Below are 18,173 nucleotides of genomic sequence, written 5' to 3'. Positions count from 1 at the left end.
AGCTACCGTCTGACTGGCGTGATGCTTCATGCCAAACAATATCATCCTGACCTCCTGATTCTGTCCAGGTCGGAACAAGAACCTTAGCTATCCCTTTAGGCGCAACTATATCGCTAATTTTTACTTCAAAGCTACCTGCACCTTGATTGACATTCACTGCAGAAACTTTCCCACTGGCTTTAAGTTCTGGCAATGCCGCTGAGGTTGCACCAATGCCTGATAAGCTACCATCTTGCTCTAACAAATATACATGGGAGATATATTTACCGGATTCATATTTATGTTGAGTTTTGTTAATTCTTGCAAGGTAGCTACCGTCTGACTGGCGTGATGCTTCATGCCAAACAATATCATCCTGACCTCCTGATTCTGTCCAGGTCGGAACATAGACTTTGTCTAAACCACGCGGTGATGAAACATTAGTAACACGAACATCAAAGGTCCCTTGGGCATCGTTACGATTTTCAATTGTGATGGTGCCTGTAGGTTTTAATTCTGGCAATTCAACACTAGTTCCGCCAATAGCGGTCATACTTCCATCGTGACCTCGATAATAAACATGGGAGATATATTTACCAGATTCATATTTATGTTGAGTTTTGTTAATTCTTGCAAGATAGCTACCGTCTGACTGGCGTGATGCTTCATGCCAAACAATATCATCCTGACCTCCTGATTCTGTCCAGGTCGGAACAAGAACCTTAGCTATCCCTTTAGGCGCAACTATATCGCTAATTTTTACTTCAAAGCTACCTGCACCTTGATTGACATTCACTGCAGAAACTTTCCCACTGGCTTTAAGTTCTGGCAATACTGTTGAGGTTGCACCGATTGCAGATAAACTACCATCTGTAGCTAGATAATACACATGCGAATGATATTTTCCAACAGATTTTTTATGTTGGGCATTATCTACATTAATTAGGTAACTGCCATCTAATTGACGTTTGGCTGCATACCAAATAATATCATCTTGACCATTCACTTCCGACCAAGTTGGAATATATACTTCTTTAATTTCTTTGGGAGAAGAAACTTTTGATACACGTACATCGAAACTCCCATTTACTGCATTAACGTTTTCGATTGCAACTACATTAGATGCCTGCGTACTTGTCGTTGATTGGCTTGAACTAGAAACCGTAGATTTAGCAGCAACATTTGTACTAGGCGTTGTAACTGTATTGCCTGTGCCTGCAGAAGTTGAACTTGTCGAGCTTGCTACGGAAGCAGTTTCTTTTGTCAAAGAAACGCCTGATGTTACAGAAATAGCATTTGAAGAAGTTGTTTCCTGATCAGGTTTTACTTCATTGGAAATAGTTGTACTATCGGCTATAGATTCGCCTTGGTTTGTTAATTCACTCATGCTGTTAGCAGAGCCAACAATCTCAGATGAAGGCGTTTGAAGACTTGAAACTGTCGTATTTTCAGCTACTAACGTTTTCGATTGTTTCGTCCCCTCATTTGCAACTGCTAGGGATGTTCGTTGACTTACTGAAATATTCGAGTTTGACAAACTAGACATTTCTGTTTCTTGCGATGCTTGGCTTGCAGCATCCACTATGGTATCTGCTTGAACGAGATGACTTTGAAGTGTCCAAGCACACAAGGAAAGAAATAATAATGATTTCTTTTTCACAAAATACTCCTTCTATTCCAATATGCTAAAAAATTGCGATATTAATTATCTCAAAATTAGTATACACTGATTAATTATAGCACACTTTTTATAGACTGAAAAGGTTTTTCCTATTTTTTTATTTCCCAATTAGTAACATTCATCTAAATGAAAAAGCCCTTAATTAATTTAAGAGCTTCCATTTCAATATTTCCGTGCACAAAATCGATATGTAAGTTATTTTTTCTCTTGTTTGTAGAATGCTTCCAAAGCTTCTTGCCAAGTTGGGATGACAAAGCCTGTGGCTTTTGCCTTATCCAAGCTCATGGTTGAGTTGAATGGACGCTTAGCCTTGGCTGGGAATTGGCTAGAATCCACTGGCAATACCTTGGTATTAGTATCCTTAAGGATTTCCGTCGCAAAGTCAAACCAAGTCGTATCTTCTGCTGCATCGTTTGACAAATGATAGTAGCCAAATGCTTGCTTGGTGTCCACCAGGTGTACCATAAATTCCGCAAGTGTGCGTGTCCAGGTTGGGCGACCGTGTTGGTCATTGACAACTGTCAAGGTATCGTGGGTTTCCGCAAGGTTTTGCATGGTAAAAACAAAGTTTTTACCATAGTTACCAAAAACCCAAGCCGTACGAACAGTGTAGAACTTGTCTGCGAATTTCTCAACTGCTTCCTCACCCAAGCGCTTGGTACGACCGTATTCAGATTGCGGATCTGGTTGGTCATCTACTTGCCATTCTTGACCGACTGGCAAATCACCATTGAAGACATAGTCTGTAGAGATATAGACAAGGGTTGCACCGTATTTAGCTGCCGCTTTAGCAACATTCTCAGAACCTGTTACGTTGATCTTGTAGTTGAGTTCCTTGCCTTCATCTTCTGCCATATCAACAGCTGTATAGGCTGCACAGTGGTAAACAACGCTTGGCTTAACTTCTGCAAAGAAGGCATCCACCTTGTCGGCATCCGTGATGTCCATTTCTGCTACGTCAGCGGCAACATACTCGATACCACGCTCATCCAAGAGATAACGCAATTCCGTACCCAACTGACCATTTGCACCTGTAATTAAAATCATATTTGCTCCTCATTTCAAGAAAGGCTTGGGCAAGAGCCCTAGCCTTTAATAGTCTTATTTAATAACTTCCTGTGTCTTAGCATAGTTGGCTTCAACTGCTTCTTTTTCAGCCTTCCACCAATCTTGGTTGTCTGTGTACCACTGGATCGTTTCTTCCAAACCTTGAGAGAAGTCTGTGAATTGTGGTGTCCATCCAAGCTCGTCACGAAGTTTGCTTGCGTCAATAGCATAGCGCAAATCGTGTCCTGCACGGTCAGTCACGTGGTCATAAGCATCTTTTGGTTGACCCATTTTTTCAAGAATCAATTCAAGCACTTCTTTGTTGTTCTTCTCACCGTCAGCACCGATTAGGTACGTTTCACCCATACGGCCTTTTGTCAAGATTGCCCAAACACCAGTCGAGTGGTCGTTGGTATGAATCCAGTCACGGACGTTTTTACCTTCACCGTACAGTTTTGGCTTGATACCTGCCAAGATGTTGGTGATTTGGCGTGGGATAAATTTCTCGATGTGTTGATATGGACCGTAGTTGTTTGAACAGTTTGAAATAGTTGCTTTGACACCAAATGAACGGACCCATGCTTTAACAATCAAGTCTGAAGCAGCCTTGGTTGATGAGTAAGGTGATGATGGGTTGTAGTTGGTTTCTGCAGTGAATTTCTCACCTGGACCCTCACCATGACCTGGCAAATCTTCACGCAAAGGAAGGTCGCCATATACTTCGTCAGTTGATACATGGTGGAAACGAATATCGTATTTACGAGCCGCTTCAAGCAAAGTATAAGTACCGATAAAGTTGGTATGGATAAATGGGCTTGGATCGTTGAGAGAGTTGTCGTTGTGGCTTTCTGCCGCATAGTGAACGATTGCATCTGCCTTAGCAGCCAATTTGTCAACCAACTCAGCATCTGCAATGTCGCCAACAACCAGCTCAACACGGTCACCAAGAATAGCTTCCAAGTTAGCCTTGTTTCCTGCATAAGTAAGTTTATCCAAAACAGTTACGTGAACGTCTGGATGATTGTTATAAACATAGTGTACAAAGTTTGAACCGATGAAACCAGCTCCACCAGTTACGATGATATTTTTAAATTGAGACATTTTTTTCTCCGAAAAGTTTTTTCTTTAGTTGATAGTTTCCTTAGGCAGTGGGGACGCCAGCAAACCTTCGGTTTCACGGCTAAATTTTGAACCTAAGGTTTCAAAATTTCCCCTGTAAGATTATGTATTTTCACTACGGCGGAAACTATCGCTTTGGGCTCGCGATGCTCGCCCTCTTGCATTACCAGACTACTTCAATACTTCTTTCAAGTAAGCAATCTTAGCAAAATCTTTTTGATTGTTATTTTCTGCACGGTAGGAATCTTTTGAAGAGGCTTGGTAAATTTTCAGGTATTGTTCAAGTGTCGGTAGGTAATAGCGAACACCTGCTGTTTCTAGTTCTTCCAAATCTTCTAGCTCTACACCAGCAAATTCAGGCAGTGAATGCAGGCCTCCGAATTCAACAGATAAGCCGTCTTTATGAAATTCATGTTCGTGACGGTCAACCAGGACATAGCCGAGTTGATTCATCATGGCAATCAGCTCATCCGCACGATAAATCCGTTCGTCGTCTGGGGCTTCCCAGCCACGTGGATCACTTGGAACATGAATATCTAAATCACCTGCCTGCCAGTCCCTCTCTGTGCGCCTTTCCAAACCAACTGAGCCCATTAACAAGGGAGTGATTCCTAACTTGTTTAACTGCTCTGCTATTTCCAAAAAGGCTTGAAACATTAGAGGTCCTCTTTTCTCAAAGGCTTGACGTCCTTGAGAAATGGGTGGTTTTCATCTGCTTCTGAAACTTCTGCTTCTTCTAGGTTTTCCCACTGGATGTCAAGGCTCGGGTCAGCGTAGTTGACGAAGGCATACTTAGGCTTAAGCTCCAAAGCCCAGTAGTCGTTGACCAAGTAACTGTAAGCCACGAAATCTGACAAGACTTGGAAACCATTGGCTACTCCGCGCGGAACGAAAATACCTTTTGAAGCATCGATAACGGTTTGGTAGGTATTACCGAAGGTCTCTCCTTCACGAAGATCGACCCAAGTTCCCAAAACCTTACCGCCGTCTGCTACTGAAATGTATTTATCCCAAGGCTCTGCGTGAAGACCACGAAGAACGTTTTTGCGGGAGAAAGAAACATTATTCTGCAATTTCCCTTCTGCAAAGAAGCTTTCAGGGAAGCCGAGAGGCAACATTTTTTCCTTTTGGAAGTTCTCCTTGAACCAGCCACGGTTGTCGCCATGAACAGGAATGTCAAATTCTAACATTCCTGGAATAGCTTCAACTGGGCGAGCGGCTAGTGTTTTACCGAAAAAGTTTTCTGTCATTAGGCCTCTCCAATCAAACGGAGCAAGTATTGTCCGTATTCATTTTTCTTAAGTGGCTGCGCCAATTCATGTACTTGTTCTTTTGTAATGTAGCCCATGCGGTAAGCAATTTCTTCCAAGTTAGCCACTTGAACGTTTTGCAAGCGCTGAACTGTTTCGATGTATTGAGCTGCTTCTAAGAGGCTTTCATGCGTACCTGTATCCAACCAAGCAAATCCACGACCCATAAGCTCAACAGACAAGTCGCCGCGTTCTAAGTAAGCCTTGTTGACATCTGTGATTTCCAACTCGCCACGAGATGAAGGCTTGATATTTTTCGCAATCTCCACAACATCATTGTCATAGAAATAAAGACCAGTAACAGCAAAGTTTGATTTTGGCTCTTCAGGTTTTTCTTCGATAGAGATGGCATTCATATCTGCGTCAAACTCAACAACACCAAAACGTTCTGGGTCTTTTACTTGGTAACCAAAGACAGTCGCTCCCTTTTCTTTGCTGGCTGCACGTTGCAACATCTTGGTCAAACCATTTCCATGGTAGATGTTGTCGCCCAAAATCAAGGCTACATTGTCAGCGCCAATAAAGTCTTCACCGATGATAAAGGCTTGTGCCAAGCCATCTGGACTCGGTTGTTCAGCGTAAGACAGACTAATACCAAGCTCTGAGCCATCTCCAAGCATATCCTTGAAACGAGGAAGATCCTGAGGTGTTGAAATAATCAGGATTTCTTTAATCCCGGCCAACATTAAGGTTGACAGTGGATAATAGATCATTGGTTTGTCGTAAATGGGCATCAACTGTTTTGAAGCTGCGCGCGTTAAAGGATACAAGCGTGTACCTGACCCACCAGCTAGAATAATACCTTTCATATAAGAGTACCTTCCCTAAATTAATATCAGTTCATTATACCATATTTTAAAAGATATTGTCATAAGAAAAAAGCCTGTAACAACAGACTTTAACAAATTATCCTAAGGCAACATCCAAAATCATCATGATGATAAAACCGGCCATTAAGCCCAGAGTTGCAATGTCCGTATTGCCATTTGTCTGCGACTCTGGAATGAGCTCTTCTACAACGACAAAAATCATGGCTCCTGCCGCAAAGGAAAGGGCATAAGGTAAAATAGGTGTCATAAAGGTGACCGCAAAAGCCCCTATGACTGCTGCAATCGGCTCGACAATCGCTGACATTGATCCCCAGTAAAAAGCTTTCCACCTAGATGCACCGTCTGTACGAATTGGAATAGCCAAGGCTGCACCTTCAGGAATATTTTGTATACCGATCCCAATAGCAAGACCGATTGCGCCGATAAGAGCTGCTGGACTATAGTTAGAAGCAAGGGCACCAAATGTCACACCGACCGCCAAGCCTTCAGGAATATTGTGAATCGTAATAGCTAAGAAGAGCAGGGCTGTTTTGGATAGATTTTTTCTCTCCTTCTCACCACCACCTTCTGCCTTATCTTTATCATTTCCCAAATGCAAATGCGGAACCCAGGCATCTACCAAGCGTAAAAAAATACCACCTGCTGCAAAACCTACTGCTGCTGGAATCCAGGCTAAGTTGCCATAGGAAACCTCTGCATATTCAATCGACGGAGCCAACAAGGACCAGAAAGAGGCCGCAATCATGACACCTGCTGCAAAACCTAACATGGTATCTAGCAAACGACGACTGACCGTCTTAAAGAAAAAGACAATGGCTGAACCCAGAATAGTACAAAACCATGTAAATAAACCACCAATTAAAGCCTGTATGACCACAGACTGTTCCGAAAACCAAGCCATTTCACATCTCCTTTTTAACCGCGCATAGTATGATAATTAGGATACCCTAACTACCCTAAAAAATCAAGAGAAAGACAGGAAAAAGCCACAACTTTTGTGACTTTTATAGGTGTCTAAACGGATTGGTTGAAACAGTTGAAGGTAGAATTTCGACATCCCAATCTTCATTTGCCTTCCATGTTTCCAACAATTCAGCAATTTTCTTGATAAACAAGGCTTCGATATGATGGCCTGGATCAATAGCCAGCAAGCCTTGTGTCAACATATCCTGACCCGTATGGTAGTAAATATCGCCTGTGATGTAAACATCTGCTCCCTTGGCAAGAGCCTCATGGTAATAGGAACCACCACTGCCTCCACAGATGGCTACACGGCTGACATACTGCTTGGCTTGATGCCCATAGGTCACTAGACGGACAGCATCTAGACCAAAGACAGACTTGACTTTCAAAGCCAAATCCTCCAAAGTCTGCTCTGCTATTGTCCCCACACGACCAAGCCCCTGCCCCTCGGCAGTTTCAATCAAGTAGGTAGTATCTTGAATTTCTAATAGTTCACAGAACCAGTCGTTGAGACCACCCTCAACCACATCAATATCTGTATGACTGACATAGACTGCAATATCATGCTTAATCAAATCAAGATACATTTTAGTTTGCGGATTGTCAGCCACCAAATCCTTTATTGGACGAAAAATCGGGGCGTGCTTGACGATAATCAAATCCACCTTTTTATCAATCGCCTCTGCCACTGTTGTCTCACGAATATCCAGAGCCACCATGACACGTTGAATCTCTTTATTAAGGGTACCAATTTGCAGCCCTTTGACATCGCCTTCCATAGCTAAAGAAGGGGGACAAAAGGCTTGATAGCGCTCAATAACCTGACTAGCTAACATGGAGTACCTCCTGAATTTGTTGGATTTTTTGGGAAATGGCAAAGCGGTCACCTTGGCGTTCAGATGGAACTTGTTCCAAAGCAAAACTTAATTTTTCAAGTTCTCTTCTCCACTTTTTGACGAAAACTGGCGAAGCCTCCTCTAATAGATAGGGACCAAAACGATGTTCAACTTCTGATAATCTCATCTGTCCTGATTCTGCAACGAGGACTTCATATAACTTGCCATTTTCTTCCAGAATCTTTTCAGCAACCAATCTAAAACCATTTTTTTCCAACCATCGACGCACATCATCTTCACGATTATTTGGCTGGAGTATCAACCGTTCAATGGTCGCAAGCTTTTCTTTTCCTGCTTCTAAGATTTCCGCAATCAAGCGCCCTCCCATACCTGCTATGGTCACGGCAGTCATCTGGTCAGACATCTCAAACGCACCTAAGCCATTTGCTAAACGGACTAGAATTTTTTCTGTTTGTCCCGCCTGCTCTACATTCTGGAGCGCTGACTGATAGGGACCTTGAACGACTTCCCCCGCAATGGCAAAATCAATACGCCCCTGCTCTACCAAAAAAAGAGGGAGATAAGCATGGTCACTCCCTACATCAACTAGACGTGCCCCTTGTGGGACAAAACTTGCGACTGTTTCCAGCCTTTTAGATAATTTTGTTTCCATATCAATCTTTCCAGAGATCCATTGCATCAAGAAAGTCACTTGAAACAGTCACATTCTTAGGAGTCTGAATTTCTCTTTCTGCATTTTTCGCTTCTACTTGCGCAACTGTAGTAATTCCCTCACGGCGCCAGTTTCGTAGAATAGCTTGGATGTATTTCCAATTTGTTTTGTTGTTAAAAACAGCTTCTTTCAAGGCTGCACGAACCAAATCAATCGAAGTTTTGTCATCCTCAATAGTCTTCTGCAAATCTTCGATTTCAAACGGCGATAAAAAGCGGCCCAATTCACGTTCAAAATCACCCACCAAGGTCTTCAAATCATTCTCTGGTTGCACAATCTCAACTGCCTGTTTTGGAGTTAACAGAGCATCCAATTTTTCAAAAGCAGGAAGCGCATCGAATATCATTTCAATTTCACCAGCAATACTGATTGTCTTAAATTCTAAGAGTCCAGCATCTTGGAGATTTTCAATAGCTTGATTGACCTGGGCAACTGTTTTACCAGTAGCTTGAGCAATCTCACTAGGTGCTAATGATTCGATAGCTGAAGAATTTTGATAAAAGAAAAACTGCCAAATCAAAAAATCATCTGCCGACGGAAAAAGCTCTTGATAGTGGAATAATATTGCTGCTGGCAGGACCAAATGTCCCTGACGAAATTGCTGTGAATAGTTCATACTTCCTCTTTAAAGACTAGCTGACTGGGCTGATTGTTCAAAGATATGCCAGTCGTATGGAGTTTCTTGATAGACAGCGTAATTCACCCAGTTGGTAAAGAATTGTGCTGCTGGTAAATTCCAAGAGAGAGATGGTTTGCTTGTAGGGTCATCTTCTTTGAAATAATTTTCCGGTAAATGGGGATTTTTTCCAGCTATACAATCACGTTGGTATTCCTTAGCTAGGGTATCCCTATCATACTCTAAATGTCCAAAACTATAAATTTCTCTTAAATCCTTGCTGGCTAAAATGGATAGGCCAACTTCTGGACCTTGTGATAAAATCGTCAACCCACTCAGATGGGCAATATCTGCTTCTCTTACTTCCGTATAACGGGAGTGTGGTGAACGAAATTCATCGTCAAACCCACGCATAAGAGGGCTAGTTGGATTAGTCACTTCTTGACAATATACGCCTGATAGTTTTCGAGACATACTGTATTTGGGTACACCATAGCGTGCATACAAACCAGCCTGTGCACCCCAACAAATGTGCAATGTTGAATAAACATGTGTTTTTGACCAATCAAAAACTTGAGTAAGTTCTTGCCAGTAATCAACTTCCTCAAAAGGTAAGTTTTCAACTGGTGCTCCTGTCACGATGAGCCCATCAAAATAGCTATCCCTGACCTGCTCAAAAGTCTTATAAAACTGCTTCAAATGGTCCGAGTGTGTATTTTTGGACTCGTGACTAGCCATGTAGAGAAATTCAACCTCTAGCTGTAAAGGAGTGTTAGCCAAAAGACGGAGCAACTGAGTCTCCGTCACTATCTTCTGTGGCATGAGATTGAGAATAAGGATTTTGATAGGACGGATGTCCTGATGACTAGCTCGGTCACTATCCATCACAAAAATATTCTCTTTTCTCAAAATTTCAACTGCTGGTAATGATTTTTCAATTTTAATTGGCATAAGCAACCTCCCAATTTTCTTATATTTATTATAAGACAGGTTGCTATGCAATTCAATTAGAATAAAAATAGGACCAGTTATAAGTTTTGGCTATAACCTTAGATTAATAGTGCATCAAAACCTTGTAGTCGTAATCGCCGATTGCTTCGCGGCCCTTCAAATCATCTAGTTCAATCAAGAAGGCACAGCCAGCAACGATACCGCCAAGCTTTTCAATCATTTCGATCGTAGCTTTTACAGTACCACCAGTTGCCAACAAGTCATCGACAATCAAGACACGTTGTCCTGGTTTGATTGCGTCTGCATGCATCGTCAATGTATCTACACCATATTCTTTTTCATAGTCAGCTGAGATAACCTCACGTGGTAACTTACCTGGCTTACGAACTGGTGCAAAACCGATTCCCAATTCAAAGGCAACTGGACATCCAACGATGAAACCACGCGCCTCTGGCCCAACAATCATATCGATTTGCTTATCTGTCGCATACTGAACGATTTCACGTACTGCATAGCTATAAGCATTTCCATCCGCCATCAAAGGGCTAATGTCACGGAATTCGATACCTTCTTTTGGATAGTTAGGAATTGTTGCGATGTAATCTTTTAAGTTCATTTGTCTCTCTCTTTTTAAAAATAATTTTTACTCTTCATTATACCATGAAATTGTTTTTTGGTACATTTCAGACCTATATCTTTAGCAAATCGTCTCCTCACATTCGCCACACAAGCTGCCCTGCTATGCCCACCATAGGAAAAGCTTCCTTGCTGATTAAAGTAAGACTGCTCCCAGCCAACCTCATTTCTTCCTTTTTGGTAGCGACGAAAGCGAGTAGGCGATAAATAGACTCCCATCTTTGAGCGTAGCAATTCTTTCCGAAAAACGGGATCCTGCGTGCCAACTGGAGCCATATCAAGTTGTCTATGGCGCTTATTATTAGCTCTGGCATAATTGAAGGAAGCCCCGTTTACCACGCCATTGACCTGAGGTCGTTCTTCTAAAATCAAGGCAAATTGTCCATCTTGATTTAGGATAAATTCGCTGTGAAAATGAATCAAAATCTTCATATTGACTGGCAAGGTCTTCTGATTTTTCTTTCCGAACAGTTGTTTATTGTGTAGGCGGGCAGATTCTCGTAAGCGGTAAGACCACCGAGGTAGGCTACGTAAATAGGCTACTAGAGCCTGCCAGTCTGTTTTTCCTTTTCCAAACTGCTGACGTACCCAAAAAGCCTGCTGATAGGAAATAAGGTAGCGTAGTTGATGGACCTGTCTGTTTAACGGCCGTTTGACTTCTAATTCCCGAACTGGAAAAGCCTTATCAACTAGCTTAGCAAAGTACCGCCAAAATGGATGGTGTGGAGGACAATTTACATCCATCTTCTGCAAAAGTTCAGGTAATATCCCGTGACTTAATTCCTCAGGAAAATCTAACATATTCATACTTTGCTCCAATAAAGCCGTCGCTTTCTCTTGGCTTAAAGAGCGACGATCAACTTTTATCAACTGATAAAAGCTAGTTGAGGCAAAAATAGTAGCTTCTTTTATGAAATTTTGAACAAATGCTGGGATGTCTTCTTGTTTTAGAGGCAACAGTTGTTTCAGGAAAACCTTTTTGATGGCTCTTTCTGACCATCCTACTCGCCGTAATTCAATCAGTGCGTGCTTTATTTCGGTTATCTGTTCAAGATTTTTCAACAGGCTTTTTTGCCTGAAAAACCTATAAGTGTAGAGAAGCGTTCCAATCACTCCAACAACAACCAGAGCTTCTACTGTCATCAAACGCGACCACATAGCCATTCATAAATTTCCTGAACGGTGCCAAGCGCCATCAACTCTTGTTGGATAACTGTTTCTTTCAATTCTTGATATATTTGACTTTCTGAAATCTCTCGCTTCTGCGCCTCTTTGTTGACCCGCATGACCCCATCCGTAATCGTGACGAATTCTAATTCTTGGAAAATCTGAATCATTTTGACCAAGAGACTGTCCTTAATTTTTAAGTAACCAGCCAAATCTTTCAGTTTGTAGCGGACATCAAACTCATCAAATTGGTAAATGGTCTTATACAATTTAGCGAATTGTTCTCGGCTACCATAACCATCTAGATAGTACGGTTTGGCAATTTCATTTTTAAAATAAATGGCTTCAAATTCTCTTTCCTGAAAATAGCTACGCAGACTACTGAGGTCCTCAGGCAAGTTAGCTAAGACAATTGCTTTGTTATCTGCTACTGGATTTTCAATGTCCAAAATTGGGACTCCTGCAGGAATAGGATGTTGTTTTCCACGAATATTATAAAGTTGAACACCATTGACCCGAGCATCAACCAACATGAGCTGAAGACTGGTATTGCCATTCCATTGATTGACAGACAAGGTAACAGCTAGTTCTAAGCCCTTGGCCTGTGAAAATTCCAAGGCTAGATTGCCCTTACCAAAAGCAACCACATCAAATCCAGCAGCACCTTTAGTAATGCGTAGTTTCAAATGGGCATTATTCTGCCCCATAGTTCTGGCTGATTCCACCTGAAAGTCTCTGATGTAGAATACAGGCTTTTTATTATCCATGCCGTAAGGCGCAAGCTTCTCGAAAGATTTTAGAGTATCTAGGGTTAATTCCTCTAAATCCAATTCTTCATCTAAGACCAGCGAAGACTTGCTGGATAAATCCAATTTATTTTCGATAATGTAGTCTGCCAAGGTTAGAGCAAGCTCTTCGAGTTTGTCAACTTCCAAGGTCATACCTGCTGCACCAGCATGGCCACCAAAGGCGATAAATAGGTCCTGATGATCTTTAAGGGCCTTGAAAATGTCAACCGCTTCAACAGAACGAGCCGAACCCTTTGCCTTACCATCTTCAATAGACAAGACGATAACAGGCTGGTGCAATTCTTCTAGTAGGCGTCCTGCTACAATCCCTAAAACACCTGGGTTCCAACCTTCTTTAGCCAGAACTTGAACAGGTCTATCATGACGGAGCATGATTTTTGCTTCATCGTAAATTGCTTGGACGACATCCTTACGCTCGACATTTTTACTGTCAATCATGAGAGCAATCTCATGGGCCTCTTCGTCATCAAAACCAGTCAGTAATTCGATGGCTGGATTAGGATCATCAAGTCGACCAAGGGCATTCAGCCTCGGAGCAAGTTGGAAACCAACTGTTTCTTCATCAATACTGTCTATGTCAATACCAGCTATCTTTATCAACTCTTGCAAACCTGCTCGCTCAGTCTGTTTGAGAAGCGAGAGACCATATTTGACCATGACACGGTTTTCGCCTGTTAGGCTAACCATATCAGCGATGGTGCCAATTGCGACCAAATCCAGCAAGTCTACATGAACCGTTTCAAGAAGGGCACAGGCCAATTTGAAAGCCACACCGCAACCTGCCAAATGTTTGAAGGGATAATTTCCATCTGGATGCTCTGGATGTACAATCGCATAGGCATTGGGAAGGGTTTCCTGCATGGAATGGTGGTCTGTCACGACAACATCGACACCCATTTCCTGGGCATAGGCAATCGCTTCATGACCCGCTACGCCATTGTCCACCGTCACAATTAGAGAAATCCCCTGCTGCTCGATAAAATACTTGTAAACTGACTGATTCGGCCCATAGCCATCTGTGAAACGGTTGGGAAGATAAACTTGGACTTCTGCCCCCATTTCCTCCAGAGTTTCTTTCAGAATAGATGCCGAGGTCATGCCGTCTGCGTCATAATCTCCATAAATCAAAATTTGTTCGTAATCTTCGATTGCTCGGCGAATCCGCTCTACCGCCTTGTCCATATCATGTAGTAAATAGGGATCGTGAAGGTCTTCTAAGCTTGGTTGTAAGAAAGTATGCAATTCTTCCGCCGAATGGATGCCACGTTCATACAGCAACTTAGCCGCTACCGGGTCCACTCCTTCTTTTTTAGCAATTTTGATAAATTGTTCATCAGAAAAACCGGTCAATAATTGCCAGTCATAATTGGGTTTTATCACGTTTTTTACTCCTTAATACTCAAAATCACAAGTAACCTGTAACTTTTCCGAGTATAAACTATCTTTCTATTATATCATTTTCCAAGAAAAATGGAGCAAGGTAAGACCGAAACAGAATGTCGATCCCTTGCTCCATGAAGAACGAATAGTGCAATTTATAATAAAGGTGAAATAATTCGCAGTAGGGCTCCTCCCAAACGCTTATACCAAGAGTACGTTTTATGGAAGGTTAGAAGGTTAATTTGCTGTGATTTTTTGAAGGAATGAGTAAAGTCATCCTTAATAGCTGCCAAAACTGCCGAGTGATTGTAAATATAGAGACCGCACTCAAAATTAAGATAAAAAGAGCGAAAATCCATATTCACCGTACCAACAGTAGCTTTCTTATCATCGACCAAAACAACTTTGGAATGGACAAACCCAGGCTGGAATTCAAAGATTTCAATTCCTGCTTCCAAGTAAGTCGGAAAATCAGTACGAGCAGCCAAATAGGCTGATTTTTTATCGTAGATATGCGGGAGCAGAATACGAACCTCGACTCCACGCTTCGCAGCATAAGTCAAATTATCAATCATTTCATCATCCAACACTAAGTAGGGTGTCATGATATAAATATAATCCGTTGCCGACTGAATCATGTCTAGGCAGACTCGTTTGGCTACCTCATCTCCATCAAATGGATTCTCGCCATACGGAAGGAAGAAACCTTCGGCATCAACGGTTTCCGTCTCTAAATCTTTATGCGTTTTGAGGTATTTTAGGTCATTTGTCTCTGTCTTTTCATTGTAATTCCACATTTGAAGGAACATCAACGTAAAGTTTGCAACAGCTTCTCCCCTAATCATAATCGCTGCGTCTTTCCAGTAACCAAAACGCACTTTCTTGTTGATGTATTCATCTGCGATATTAATGCCACCAGTAAAGGCAACCTTTCCATCAATAATCGCAATTTTTCTATGGTCACGGTTATTTTGCACCGTAGATAAGGCTGGGATAATTTGAGAAAATACTTTGGCTTTTATCCCATATTTTCTCAAGGTTTTATAGTAATTATAGGGAAGATTGGTCAGTGAATTCATCCCATCATACATAAAACGAACTTCCACCCCTTGCGCTGCCTTTTCCTTCAAAATGTCAAGGATAGAATCCCACATATATCCCATATCGACAATAAAGTACTCCATAAAAATATACTGCTCTGCCTTTTTCAATTCTTCTAGTAGAGCTTCAAATTTTTCCTGACCTGTTGAAAAATAGACGGCATCCGTATTGGTATGAATTGGGTAGCCAACGTACTCACTCATGAAGTGAGCTAATTTCAGTTGCTCCTTATCTTCCTGCTCCAATGCCTTCATGACCTTTTCAGACGTCTTACTATACTCCCGAAGTCTTTGTGCTTGCTTATGAAAATTTTTACGATAACGTTTGGTTTCAATGTTGGACTGCAAAATAAAATAGAATAGAGCACCAAAAATCGGAATACCAATGACAAAAACAATCCAGGTTAACTTAAAACTGGTATTCATCGGTCTATTGATGATTGAAATAGCTACAAAAATCGAAAAAATTTGCAAAACAATCAATAAAGCAGGCATATAGGTAGCTGCCGAACCTACCAACCAAAGAATAAGGAAAATGGTTAGAATAATCAAACTAATGACAATAAATGTCCGACTGTATATAATTTTCCAAAGTTTTTCCATACATCTCTCCCTTATTTTTTTCCCATTATACCAGATTATAGTCAAATATCCTACTAATTATCGCAGTAGATTTCTCGCAGTTCTTACTTGAAAACAGCACCCCTATCTCCTACATCATAAAACACCGACATAGACCGGTGTTTTACTTATATATATTATCTGTCAAAATTTCTACGGTTTACCGTAACGTAAGCCCATAGCATTGATAGCGACAATAACCGTCGATAGACTCATAAGCACAGCCGCCAATAAAGGATCCACCATAATGCCCATGCTTGGATAGAGGATTCCAGCAGCTAAGGGAATGGCAATGATGTTGTAACCTGCCCCAAACCAGAGATTTTGCTTCATTTTGCGGATGGTTGTCTTGGCAATGCTCAACATATCCAAGACCGCTGATGGATTGGATTGAACCAAGACTACATCTGCAGAGTGAATGGCAACAGAAGTTCCTGCGCCAATGGCAAAGCCTAAATCTGCCGTCGCTAGAGCAGGCGAATCATTGACCCCATCGCCGATGAAAAGAACTGCCCCACGCGCCTGATAGTCCTTGACCAGTTTTGCCTTATCCTCTGGTTTAAGTTCAGCTCGGTAATCCTCTATGCCCAACTGACTGGCCACTTTTTGTGCGGTAGCTGGATTGTCACCCGTTAACATCACAGGACTAATACCTTGCGCTTTTAAGCCTGCTACAAAATCTTTAGCATCTTCTTTTATCTGGTCTCCCAAGGCTACAAATCCCAAGACTACACGATCAGCCACCAAAAAACTCAAAGTAAGGCCCAAATCAAGATAAGGTACAATCACGTCCTGATCCACTGACAAACCTATTTCCTGCAGACCTTTGTAGGACATAATTTCATAAATCCTTCCATCCAAGACGCCTCGAATCCCACTACCAGGGATATTCTCAACCCGTTCTGCTTGATAGAAAAGTGGACCTGCCGCCTCCACAATCGAAAGGGCAATTGGGTGGGTTGAAAGAACTTCTAATGCTGCCATTTTGGCCAGCGCATCCGCTCCCTCAACCAAATCTTGGCTGTGGCGAACTTGAAATTTTCCGTCGGTCAAGGTTCCGGTCTTATCCATCAAGGCAAACCGAATCTGGTTAACCTGTTCAAGAGCTGTTCGGTTCTGAACCAAAAGACCATTTTTTGAAGAAATCGTGGTCAATCGCGCCACAACAAGGGGAATGGCTAGACCAAGGGCATGCGGACAGGCAATGACAAAAACAGAAACTGCCATCATCAAGGCAAAGGCAAGATTAGCCGTCATGGTCCAATAAATAAAGGCCAAAATCCCCACAATTAAAGCTGCATAGAAGAGCCAAGAGGCTACGCGGTCAGCCATATTTTCAAGCTTGGATTTCTGGTTTTGCGCTTGGCGGACCATTTCGGTCACCTGCGCCAAAAAGCTATCCTTACCAAGACTGGTCACTTCCATTTCAAAGGGCATGTTTTGATTGAGCGAACCACCGAATACCCTATCCCCCGCCTCTTTTTTGACAGCTCGAGATTCCCCAGTAATCATGGATTCATCAATATGAGCAACACTCAAAATCTTACCGTCAGCCGGAATTTTTTCATTTTCCTTGACTAAGAGGAAATCCCCAATCTGCAAGTCCTCTACCGCAACATCTGTCCCATCCTTGAGATGGGCTTTTTTCGGAATGAGAGAGGCCAAGTCTTTCAGGGCATCGCCTGCTCCCATAACCGCCTTCATCTCAATGATATGCCCAATCAGCATAATGACAATCAGCGTAGACAACTCAAACCAAAAGTTCATGCTTTCTTGTCCCAATAGCGCTAAAATTGTTGCATAAACGGAGTAAAGATAGGAAACAATAATCCCCATGGAAATCAGGGTCATCATTGCAGGTTTTTTAGCTTGCAACTCCCCTCTAGCTCCGTTAAAGAAAGGTGTTCCTGAGTAGAAGAAGATAATAGAACCTAATATCAGCTGGACAAGTTCAACACCCGGAAAACGTAAAAGAGTGAAACCTGCAATTGGAGAAATGGCAAGTAGGGGAATCATGACTGCCACTGCGACTTTGAGTTTTGTATTCATATCCCCCATGTGCATCATGTGCCCACCATGCTCCATCATGTCATGGTCATGCCCTTGGTGATGCTGATGAGCATCATGAGTATGATGAGAATGATGACTGACGTCAGAGCCCCCTACATGATGATGGTCGTGATGGACGTGATGGTCAGAATGATGATTGGCGTGAACCCCCTCTTCATGAGGATGCTCCTGCTGATGAGAATGATGGCTGGTCTGACCAACTTCCTCAGAATGCATCATATGTTGGTGTTCCTGCTTATTTTCTTTTGAATGGTTCATAAGATAACTCCTATTTCTGTCTACATTTATAATCGATTTACAATTATAGTTTACACTTGTAGTCAAA

The 18,173-nt window shown here is 42.1% G+C and carries 16 protein-coding genes; all 16 read right to left on the bottom strand.

Going from position 1 to position 18,173, the window contains the following annotated elements:
- Positions 1 to 1,639: GBS Bsp-like repeat-containing protein (locus tag P7J58_RS00670; RefSeq protein ID WP_408555306.1), on the bottom strand; the 1,639-nt coding region annotated here is incomplete at its 3' end.
- A 216-nt stretch (positions 1,640 to 1,855) separates the two neighbouring features.
- Positions 1,856 to 2,707 (bottom strand): dTDP-4-dehydrorhamnose reductase, encoded by an 852-nt coding sequence (rfbD, locus tag P7J58_RS00665; protein ID WP_408555307.1) that lies wholly within the window; start codon positions 2,705 to 2,707, stop codon positions 1,856 to 1,858.
- Between the two features lie 54 nt (positions 2,708 to 2,761).
- On the bottom strand, positions 2,762 to 3,808 hold the full coding sequence (gene rfbB / locus P7J58_RS00660; protein WP_002937117.1) for a dTDP-glucose 4,6-dehydratase: 1,047 nt from the start codon (positions 3,806 to 3,808) through the stop codon (positions 2,762 to 2,764).
- A gap of 189 nt (positions 3,809 to 3,997) precedes the next feature.
- The gene (locus tag P7J58_RS00655) at positions 3,998 to 4,483 is read right to left on the bottom strand and encodes a phosphoribosylanthranilate isomerase (RefSeq protein ID WP_408555308.1); all 486 of its coding nucleotides are present in this window, start codon (positions 4,481 to 4,483) and stop codon (positions 3,998 to 4,000) included.
- Positions 4,483 to 5,076 (bottom strand): dTDP-4-dehydrorhamnose 3,5-epimerase family protein, encoded by a 594-nt coding sequence (locus P7J58_RS00650; protein WP_044752187.1) that lies wholly within the window; start codon positions 5,074 to 5,076, stop codon positions 4,483 to 4,485. The genes P7J58_RS00655 and P7J58_RS00650 overlap by 1 nt, the downstream gene beginning before the upstream one ends.
- Complete coding sequence (gene rfbA, locus P7J58_RS00645; protein WP_408555309.1) at positions 5,076 to 5,945, bottom strand: glucose-1-phosphate thymidylyltransferase RfbA; 870 nt, start codon at positions 5,943 to 5,945, stop codon at positions 5,076 to 5,078. The genes P7J58_RS00650 and rfbA overlap by 1 nt, the downstream gene beginning before the upstream one ends.
- A 97-nt stretch (positions 5,946 to 6,042) precedes the next feature.
- Positions 6,043 to 6,867, bottom strand: coding sequence for a ZIP family metal transporter (locus P7J58_RS00640; protein ID WP_408555310.1), 825 nt, complete (start codon positions 6,865 to 6,867; stop codon positions 6,043 to 6,045).
- 103 nt (positions 6,868 to 6,970) lie between these two features.
- On the bottom strand, positions 6,971 to 7,765 hold the full coding sequence (locus P7J58_RS00635) for a Nif3-like dinuclear metal center hexameric protein (RefSeq protein WP_408555311.1): 795 nt from the start codon (positions 7,763 to 7,765) through the stop codon (positions 6,971 to 6,973).
- Entirely contained in the window at positions 7,755 to 8,438 is a 684-nt protein-coding gene (locus P7J58_RS00630) for a tRNA (adenine(22)-N(1))-methyltransferase (RefSeq protein ID WP_105183908.1), read from the bottom strand. The genes P7J58_RS00635 and P7J58_RS00630 overlap by 11 nt, the downstream gene beginning before the upstream one ends.
- A gap of 1 nt (position 8,439) precedes the next feature.
- Entirely contained in the window at positions 8,440 to 9,114 is a 675-nt protein-coding gene (locus P7J58_RS00625; RefSeq protein ID WP_024399480.1) for a DnaD domain-containing protein, read from the bottom strand.
- A 9-nt stretch (positions 9,115 to 9,123) separates the two neighbouring features.
- Positions 9,124 to 10,065, bottom strand: coding sequence for a homoserine O-acetyltransferase MetA (gene metA / locus P7J58_RS00620; protein ID WP_398587814.1), 942 nt, complete (start codon positions 10,063 to 10,065; stop codon positions 9,124 to 9,126).
- Between the two features lie 103 nt (positions 10,066 to 10,168).
- Entirely contained in the window at positions 10,169 to 10,681 is a 513-nt protein-coding gene (locus P7J58_RS00615; protein ID WP_002937136.1) for an adenine phosphoribosyltransferase, read from the bottom strand.
- Positions 10,682 to 10,695: 14 nt separating this feature from the next.
- The gene (locus P7J58_RS00610; protein ID WP_408555312.1) at positions 10,696 to 11,865 is read right to left on the bottom strand and encodes a DUF3114 domain-containing protein; all 1,170 of its coding nucleotides are present in this window, start codon (positions 11,863 to 11,865) and stop codon (positions 10,696 to 10,698) included.
- Entirely contained in the window at positions 11,844 to 14,057 is a 2,214-nt protein-coding gene (gene recJ / locus P7J58_RS00605; protein WP_408555313.1) for a single-stranded-DNA-specific exonuclease RecJ, read from the bottom strand. The genes P7J58_RS00610 and recJ overlap by 22 nt, the downstream gene beginning before the upstream one ends.
- A gap of 155 nt (positions 14,058 to 14,212) precedes the next feature.
- Complete coding sequence (cls, locus tag P7J58_RS00600; protein WP_408555314.1) at positions 14,213 to 15,760, bottom strand: cardiolipin synthase; 1,548 nt, start codon at positions 15,758 to 15,760, stop codon at positions 14,213 to 14,215.
- A gap of 171 nt (positions 15,761 to 15,931) precedes the next feature.
- Positions 15,932 to 18,106, bottom strand: coding sequence for a copper-translocating P-type ATPase (locus P7J58_RS00595; protein ID WP_408555315.1), 2,175 nt, complete (start codon positions 18,104 to 18,106; stop codon positions 15,932 to 15,934).
- Positions 18,107 to 18,173 lie beyond the last annotated feature (67 nt).

This window comes from Streptococcus suis, from assembly GCF_046032535.1.
Lineage (GTDB): Bacteria > Bacillota > Bacilli > Lactobacillales > Streptococcaceae > Streptococcus > Streptococcus suis_AK.
Note: the sequence above shows the minus strand (reverse complement) of the source record. Positions and strands in the feature narration are given on the sequence as shown.

Excerpts from the sequence above, each read along its gene's own strand:
- P7J58_RS00635 (WP_408555311.1), bottom strand. The coding sequence starts at position 7,765 with ATGTTAGCTAGTCAGGTTATTGAGCGCTATCAAGCCTTTTGTCCCCCT.
- P7J58_RS00650 (WP_044752187.1), bottom strand. The coding sequence starts at position 5,076 with ATGACAGAAAACTTTTTCGGTAAAACACTAGCCGCTCGCCCAGTTGAA.
- rfbA (WP_408555309.1), bottom strand. The coding sequence starts at position 5,945 with ATGAAAGGTATTATTCTAGCTGGTGGGTCAGGTACACGCTTGTATCCT.
- P7J58_RS00640 (WP_408555310.1), bottom strand. The coding sequence starts at position 6,867 with ATGGCTTGGTTTTCGGAACAGTCTGTGGTCATACAGGCTTTAATTGGT.
- P7J58_RS00655 (WP_408555308.1), bottom strand. The coding sequence starts at position 4,483 with ATGTTTCAAGCCTTTTTGGAAATAGCAGAGCAGTTAAACAAGTTAGGA.
- rfbB (WP_002937117.1), bottom strand. The coding sequence starts at position 3,808 with ATGTCTCAATTTAAAAATATCATCGTAACTGGTGGAGCTGGTTTCATC.
- P7J58_RS00625 (WP_024399480.1), bottom strand. The coding sequence starts at position 9,114 with ATGAACTATTCACAGCAATTTCGTCAGGGACATTTGGTCCTGCCAGCA.
- cls (WP_408555314.1), bottom strand. The coding sequence starts at position 15,760 with ATGGAAAAACTTTGGAAAATTATATACAGTCGGACATTTATTGTCATT.
- P7J58_RS00630 (WP_105183908.1), bottom strand. The coding sequence starts at position 8,438 with ATGGAAACAAAATTATCTAAAAGGCTGGAAACAGTCGCAAGTTTTGTC.
- P7J58_RS00595 (WP_408555315.1), bottom strand. The coding sequence starts at position 18,106 with ATGAACCATTCAAAAGAAAATAAGCAGGAACACCAACATATGATGCAT.
- P7J58_RS00610 (WP_408555312.1), bottom strand. The coding sequence starts at position 11,865 with ATGGCTATGTGGTCGCGTTTGATGACAGTAGAAGCTCTGGTTGTTGTT.
- metA (WP_398587814.1), bottom strand. The coding sequence starts at position 10,065 with ATGCCAATTAAAATTGAAAAATCATTACCAGCAGTTGAAATTTTGAGA.
- P7J58_RS00615 (WP_002937136.1), bottom strand. The coding sequence starts at position 10,681 with ATGAACTTAAAAGATTACATCGCAACAATTCCTAACTATCCAAAAGAA.
- rfbD (WP_408555307.1), bottom strand. The coding sequence starts at position 2,707 with ATGATTTTAATTACAGGTGCAAATGGTCAGTTGGGTACGGAATTGCGT.